The 7,455-nt window shown below is 39.4% G+C and carries 5 protein-coding genes and 1 pseudogene; 4 read left to right on the forward strand and 2 right to left on the reverse strand.

Features of this window, described 5'->3' with window-relative positions; all coding sequences use genetic code 11:
* Positions 1–607: 607 nt before the first annotated feature.
* Together ACYVC2_RS10850 and ACYVC2_RS10855 are read right to left on the reverse strand one after the other, a co-directional pair.
* Positions 608–1,552 carry a DUF5677 domain-containing protein gene (locus ACYVC2_RS10850; protein WP_461102443.1) on the reverse strand — a complete coding sequence of 315 codons (945 nt, stop codon included), beginning with the start codon at positions 1,550–1,552 and terminating at the stop codon, positions 608–610.
* A 390-nt stretch (positions 1,553–1,942) separates the two neighbouring features.
* Positions 1,943–2,410, reverse strand: coding sequence for a hypothetical protein (locus ACYVC2_RS10855; protein ID WP_461102444.1), 468 nt, complete (start codon positions 2,408–2,410; stop codon positions 1,943–1,945).
* 130 nt (positions 2,411–2,540) lie between these two features.
* Between ACYVC2_RS10855 and ACYVC2_RS10860 the strand changes: the two genes are divergently transcribed.
* From ACYVC2_RS10860 to ACYVC2_RS10875, 4 genes and pseudogenes are all read left to right on the forward strand, one after another.
* Positions 2,541–2,861, forward strand: coding sequence for a hypothetical protein (locus ACYVC2_RS10860; RefSeq protein ID WP_461102445.1), 321 nt, complete (start codon positions 2,541–2,543; stop codon positions 2,859–2,861).
* A gap of 1,356 nt (positions 2,862–4,217) precedes the next feature.
* Positions 4,218–5,171 carry a replication initiation protein gene (locus ACYVC2_RS10865; protein WP_461102446.1) on the forward strand — a complete coding sequence of 318 codons (954 nt, stop codon included), beginning with the start codon at positions 4,218–4,220 and terminating at the stop codon, positions 5,169–5,171.
* Positions 5,172–5,707: 536 nt separating this feature from the next.
* On the forward strand, positions 5,708–6,451 hold the full coding sequence (locus ACYVC2_RS10870; RefSeq protein ID WP_461102447.1) for a hypothetical protein: 744 nt from the start codon (positions 5,708–5,710) through the stop codon (positions 6,449–6,451).
* Positions 6,452–6,495: 44 nt separating this feature from the next.
* Positions 6,496–7,065 (forward strand): annotated as a pseudogene (locus ACYVC2_RS10875) (replication initiation protein); the annotation flags it as partial.
* Between the last annotated feature and the right edge of the window lie 390 nt (positions 7,066–7,455).

Genomic DNA, 7,455 nt, shown 5'->3' on the forward strand with positions numbered 1-7,455 from the left:
TCAAGCTTACATTTCTGAAATATATGCACAGTGCCCAAAGTGACAGCCTGTCACTTTGGGCACTGTGCATATAAGTATGGTTAAAAGGAGAGGAGTGAATTAATGGTTAGTAAGCATTTCAAGCTAGCCTGAAAAGTTGATTATGTTTTTCGTATTCCCTTAAAATTTCTTGCTGAATATCTTGGTTGAAATATTTAGTTTCCGATTTGGTCAGGCGAACACATTAAGCCCACTTATGTCTAATAAGCATTCAGCGAAGTAGGAGATGGGTAATGCCTACTTAGGGAAGTGATTGCAATCTAGTCAAATGAAATAGTTAAGCTTAAGTCCAACTGACGAGTACTTATTTGATTATAGGCTGCAATCCGGTCGAGTAAGGCTTTTTTAAATGAGTCAAAGGCTTCTTGCGCAGGTGATGCATAAACGAGTTGTCTATACACTCAGTTTCAGTACGAAGCGAAATTTCGTAACCAACAATTGCTGTATAAAATGCAAATCGTATATTCTGCCTTTGGCATCATTATCAAAAGCTAGATTTATTTTACCAGTCAGGAGCTTTTTTTAGATTTTGCCGGCTGGGCTACGTCGTGGTCAACGCTATTACTCCTTAAATAGGATCCGTAAAAACAAGTTTGGTCGTTTTTACTTTAGCATTGTGGCTTCTTGAAAACAGCAAAGTCCACTTACTTTCCTTAAGCACTACTTTTTCCGCCATAAGACCAAAGGATAATAACCCTAGGTTGATTGCCATCATCACTGTATTTTGAGCCTGTTCTAGGTTTCTAAGTTGCTTGATCGAGCCATATCCTTCTTCTTCAGCTCGTGCAAGTGTCCCTGAGCAGAGTTCGGTACCATGTGAGGCATTCGACCATGACTTATAAAAAAACTCGTGTAGCTCATATTTCTTTAACTTCTTAGCTATCCATATGACCGAGGTGGGTCCACCAAACAGCGAATACCATTTTATATCCAGTCGTTTAGTATTGTTTGTGGTTAAAGAAAGGTACTCAGCCCGAGCCTCTGCATACATTGGCCTTTCGATTAAGCTTTTCATATTGTCATAAGCAGCCGCTGCTTCTTTGAAAGAGAAGATGTCGCTGTATTCAGAGCTGTGATCTTTTAAATCTTTCTGGAATGCTTCATTTTTAGGGGTACCTGGGCTATATTTCCGGTACATATTAAGCTTTCGATAAAAATCAACCACGTAAAAGCAGGCAGCGCGCTCCTGAGTTTTCTCTTGTAGCATGTAGTCTAAACAAAAGTAGGCTTCAAGGGCGGCCCTCTGTTGGACTTTACAGGGCTCAACTATTCCATATTTTATCTGTATAGAAATGGCATCTAGTAACTCCAGAATATGCCGAAAAAGTAGTGGTGCCGCTACACCTAGTTCTGTTGCCGGCTCTTTCTTTTGATTTGCTTTCAGACTCCACTCGAGAATATGAGTGCCGTAAGAGACCAGTTCATGTAGGGCCTCGTAGTAAATGTCCATTACCTTCTGTGAATCCGAATCCATAGGGATTGGCAAGACAGAATCCACTGGTTTGGTCTTCATCTATTGTCTAAAATGCTTGCTTATAAACTCCTCTATTGCTAGTAAGTAATTCCGTTATCCAGGAAAGACAGCCCTATACCTACTAGATCAAATGTCGTGGTCTGACCGATGGGATAGCTTTGAAGGGTAATCCATTCGTCTATAACTGCGACATTTTGAACAATGCCCGCAACCGCGTTGGTAATAACCAAGCGGCTGCGGGCTCAACGTATAGCACTGGCACGGGTAATTTACAGAATCAGTTGGGTACTACATACTACCAATGAAACCTGACTTTAACATCATCCATACCAAGACGGTTGACTGTAGTAGTGCAAAAGCACATTTATACCGTCAACCGTCTATCGAGCTGTGTAACAACCCAAGCTGGAAGAAGCTCAATACTCACCCTCAATGAACTTGTCCAGCGCGAAAAAACCTAATTAGTTTTAGACCATATCTGAACCGTATTGCAATCGTATTGCCGTAATCTATGGTCATTGAGTTTACCGATTTTGCCACAGTGATTTTGACTAAAATATTGGGGTCTGAAATCGGTCCGCTAAGACCTCTACTATATCCGCTAGCGGTGTAATTGTATGGTGAGGTAGTCTGTGCAATATTTTTTAGCATATTCTCTCCAACCGTAAACCCAGTAACTCCGGCAGGTACGGATACATTGGTTGACATTCCGTTCTTTATTTCCCAAACAGTTCCCAATAATCCGGTACATCCATTCGGGTCCAGGTTACTATCATATTTCCATTTTCTGTTGATTGAGGCCGTTGGTGTTGGGGTTGCTCCCGGTTCATTGTCGTTCTTTTTGCAGCTAGTCCAAACGGCTACGGATAGCGCGATAATACATAATATGTTTTTCATGAGATGGTATGAATAGAGTTGTCAAATTTACTTTCAACCCCTAATCTATTGAGGTAACATTAGAACTTACCGCCAAACCATTAAGCGGTTGTATATCCTATTCCCACACCTACCCGAAATGTAACAACTCATGAAATTAATATCAGTCCTCGACACGCTGGACGGCCTGGACGAAGCCCTGAAAGGCTATTACACTGAAAAGGATGGCAAGTTCTATCTCGGCGCTGAAGGCGTAGACGATCTGCCAGAAGTAAAAGGCCTGAAAACATCTTTGGCGCCGTTGCTTGAAATTGGAATAGCGGGATGCGAAGCCAGTAACGAAACGGCCAATATTCGCAACCTATCCATTGGAGGTTCTTCGTGGCTATCACCAAACTTTCCGACATTGCCCAGCTTCCGATACATGTCTCCGACTATATCGACGGATTGCTTAACGTGGCCCCCAGCATAGGATCGACTTCGAGCAATGTATCGAGTTGGATGTTTTGGTTATCAGTCAGTAAAGTCGCCAACCGTTGGTAGGTCTCCTGGTAAGCAAGTTCGTTCATCCCACCAACAAACCGTTCCAAAGTATAATTCCTGGGCGAATTATGCCTAACTACCGTATTTTTAGGCAGGTTACTTTTTAACAGTACTCACTCCCCGTCATGCTCTAGCGCTCGCTTTAATAACCAATGTTCCGCTAGGCCACATCTAGCGGTTCCAGCTAACGAAAACGCAGGTGTTTGAGAAAAGCATTAAAGTGTTGGTTGCGGGTAGTCTGCTAAGCTCCATATTGATTAGGTGACCAGACTTATTCCTTGTTGCCCGACAACGAAGTTGACGGCTTCAACCGGTATTTGTTACTATCAATTGACTGGGAAAAGCCTATGGCTCGGATCAGAGCGACTATTATGTATATAGGTGAAAATGGGCAAGGAAAGCTTAAAATACTGATATACAGTATTTTAAGCTCAAACTTTCAGAAATTGTATGAATTTTTAGATAATGATTCATAAGCTTTTTGATTTCTAAGGTATTTATATATCTGATAATCAATATTTTACGTGCTAACTTTCAGGTATTGTATGATTCGGTAATTCATTTATGAGAGTTACACAAACACGTTGAAAAGATAACTCTTTGATAATCAACAGCTTGTTTCATAAATTTCAGAAATTGTATGATTCAATATGACCCTTAATAGCATAACTTAAATAATACGCTATATTGTATAAACTCCTGTATATTAGATCATTAGAGCTTAACTTTCAGAAATTGTATGATAGGATATAATACTTAAGTAATTATAGCTTATATATTCTAAAAAATCCAAAATAAAGTGCTGATATTCATGCTTTTATATATTTACTTTCAGAAATTGTATGATATGCTTACAAGCATTTTTAAAGTATGTTTTTTAGCTAAGTTCTTGATTACCAGATATCTATACGCTAACTTTCAGAAATTGTACGATCCGGCATAATTCAAAAAATACTAGTGCATGCTTTTTTGTTTTTTTATTCCCATTTCAACTTGGGTAGTTATCCACATTTTTTTACCTTTAAAAACCCACAGTCAAATATTGTGAATCATTATTTTATTGAATTATTTGATTCTTTGAGGGGCCTGTAAGTCACTAATAGTTAATAACTTATGCTGCTTAATTTTCAGAAATTGTACGCTAACTTTCAGAAATTGTATTGTTACTTTCAGAAATTGTCAGATTCAACTTTCAGGAATTGTATGTTCATAAGCACTTAACTTTCAGAAATAATCAGAGAGCTTTCAGAAATTGTATGGTTGACAAGTTTCAATAGGATGAATCATGGCAGGAGTTAGTAAACGTATCGAAGGCAGAAGTAAAAGTGATAAGAACGCTAAGGTGGTGCACACACTGCTTTATCAAGGAAATAGCATTACCACTGCTCGCTATGAGATGAGTGAGCTACAAAAGAATTTAATGTACACGCTTCAAGCTGCTGTACGGCCCGAGGATACAAACGATACGGTGTATACCTTCAAAGTTCAGGATATAATGCACGATCTTGACCGAGATCCAGACAATGGGTATCGGAACTTACAGGAAGCGACAAAAGGAATGATGCAGGTTGTCTTTGAAATGTATGTGAATGGGCAGCTTGTGCAGGTAAACCCTTTTTCGAGTGCTGTATATGATTATGGGAGGGGGACCATTAGCCTTCGCGTTGACCCTAATATGCGTCCGTTACTTACTGGACTGACTGGTAACTTTACCACGTTTGGTAAAGAAATGGCGATGCGGCTAACGGGGAAATACGCAAAACGACTGTATGAGATGTTTTCCCAGTGGAAGGACATTGGTACGTTTAAAATTGCTATCCTTGACCTGAAGCACCGTCTCAATTTATTTGATCCCGAATCGGGAAAGGAAGAATACAATATTTCAAATTTCTTTCGGTTTGTAATCGACCCCGCCGTTAATGAAATAAATCAGCGGAGCGATTTATTAGTGCGGTTTAGACAACATAAAACGGGTCGAAAGATCACGGACTTAACATTCACAATTAAGCGGGTTAGGTTGGAACAGGAATTATTTCTTCCTGGAATCGATAACGATACGACGCTGCTAGGGGAGAGGTTAATGTCCCGTTTCGGACTTAGAGAAGATCAAAAAGACCGTGTCTTAGCTGATTTTGATTTAGCAGTTATAAGAAAAAAGCTTTTAGAGATTGAGAAACGAAATTCAACAAAAGCTATTGAAAACTGGGGGGCTTACACGGCAAAGGTTTTTGGAGTATAGTGAATTAAGTTAACTAAGTGCAAGATTATTAATTAGTTAGAATAAAATGGTTAAAACTAGTTGTTGTACCTCCCAAACCTCGTTTTTCAATTTTAAATGGTCCGCTTAAACCTCGTTTTGCCATAATTGCAAAAGTATGGAATTGACAAATGGGGCTGAAAATGACCTGGATTAAGCACGATAAGAGAAAATGGCTCATTTTTTATAAACTAGATCTGCAAATCGCCTAAACCTCGTTTTTCGAAATTTTTTAATGAAACGTCGTTTATACGACTTACCTTGTACTTTATATAAATACTGTTCATTTTTTAGTAATTATATTAGTAATTTATTGATAACCAATTGGTTAATCAGTGATTTTAGTATTCAATTATCAAAAGAAGGCATGAAGATTATATAGTTAGCGAATGCAAAGAACAATTAGAATATGACTCCACTTATTTCCTATTAAAGTAAATAAATTGTTATTTTACCGTACCTCTACTAAATTAGTAATAGGGGAGAGTCAATAACGGTTAGTAGTACACTCTATTCAAATGAAAGATCCGCAACCTCACGTCAAGCCAGCTAAACGCACGGATAGTGCACCGCTGGATGCGCTTCGCATTGTACTTAAACAACAGGCAGTATCATTAACGCCTGTAATTAATCAAGTCAGTGCCTTGCCTATTGACGATGCTTTAGAATACTACTTCGTGCCAATGGAGTATATGAGACAATATCAAGCATATTACCGTCCGGGTAAGCCTTATAAAAATCTTAAGTTAGTTAACTACGAAAAGCCCGCTATTTCGCTTTCTTTCTTTTATAAGCATAAATATTCCGTCCAGCGTACACCTACGCACGAGGAGGTTATGTTGCATCTTCGCAATCACCGAGACGAGCTGCTTAATCGCTCGCTTATGGCACAGTTATCTGCCGCCCAGAACGAACAACTTCAACAGACAGATCAGATTTTACGAACCTTGCGGGACAATCCCCAAGCTTATAAGGCCTGCTTTTCAAACTACCACCATTACTATCGTTACTGGTATTGCGCCTATCGCTACTTTGAAGATGCTACCCTAACTAAAGCTGCCAGCGGGGACGAACATTTGCTCAAACACACCGAGCGGATTAAAGGGCAAATCCACGAGCGACTCAACATCATTTTTATTGACCCGTATTACATCACCAGACCCGTACCCAATGATAATAAATTCGTGGACCGGGAGTTGGACACATTTCCCATTCAACTTCGACAGGGAATTACCACTCTGTATCTACGTAAGGAAGAATAAGTATTCTGCTGGTATTTTAGCAATTTTCCTATTCTGTAGAACGCTTAATGATGATGCTGAACTGTCCGATTCGATATACGTTCAATGATTTTAAAAAGAATGCCCTTGAAGTAGCACAACGTGAACTGCAGCAAAAGGCTAATTTGGTGCTGGAATGGTCGCCCGCCAAAAAAGAGGGCAAAAAAATCGTTGAATTACTCTTTCGGGTCAAAACGCCCCAGCAGTTGGCCGCTGAAGCGGTTAGCCACGACCAGCGCAGGGTCAATAATATGTCCATCAATGAAGCTTACACAACGGCCTGGCAGTTGATGAAAAATTACAAGCTTAAAGGCTTTCAAAAGGATCATATTCTGGCCGACCTTACTTTACTGGATACTTTTTTCCGAATTGATTCGGAATTGGCTAATGGCGTTCGCCAAAACGTTAAAAATCCAACGGCTTACTTAGTTAAATCCTTAGGCATCGACCAGTTAAAAGATCCCAAGCCAAAAGCCAAAAAAGAACCTAATACGCCACAATCAACCCTGTCACTCTTTCCACAGGGGCCAACCCTGCGAACGGGATCGGCCAAATCGATTGGCGCTATTTTTGGCGATATGATTATGAACGAATAGTTCATTCTCTGATCAACTAATAGGAAAGATGTTGGCTACTTATTTCAATAGATGGCGCTAGCGAGCACAAAACTTAGACAAGAATTACATCAAGATTCACTTGTTAACTTGTAGTTTAGTTAACTAAGTAACAAGTTAACAAGTCAACAACTTTACAAATAAATTTTATGAAGCTGTTGACTTAGTTAGTCTATCTTAATTCTTCACTAACCAATTTAAACTAAAGTGCTGTTTATCAGTTCGTATTATGCTATTCATAATGAAAGTTTTTTGTTGTATAACTTTCATTATGAACTGTGTTAAAAGTCAAGCACAAGTACGTAAAACAGGGAAATAATTCGGGTCGAAATCCTGATCAAACTTGACTACCGCAAACGCCTGACGGAGTAG

Source organism: Spirosoma koreense (assembly GCF_054777875.1).

What these genes read in the sequence shown, in the direction of transcription:
- ACYVC2_RS10870 (WP_461102447.1), top strand. Translation starts at nt 5,708, where the DNA reads ATGAAAGATCCGCAACCTCACGTCAAGCCAGCTAAACGCACGGATAGT.
- ACYVC2_RS10860 (WP_461102445.1), top strand. Translation starts at nt 2,541, where the DNA reads ATGAAATTAATATCAGTCCTCGACACGCTGGACGGCCTGGACGAAGCC.
- ACYVC2_RS10850 (WP_461102443.1), bottom strand. Translation starts at nt 1,552, where the DNA reads ATGAAGACCAAACCAGTGGATTCTGTCTTGCCAATCCCTATGGATTCG.
- ACYVC2_RS10865 (WP_461102446.1), top strand. Translation starts at nt 4,218, where the DNA reads ATGGCAGGAGTTAGTAAACGTATCGAAGGCAGAAGTAAAAGTGATAAG.
- ACYVC2_RS10855 (WP_461102444.1), bottom strand. Translation starts at nt 2,410, where the DNA reads ATGAAAAACATATTATGTATTATCGCGCTATCCGTAGCCGTTTGGACT.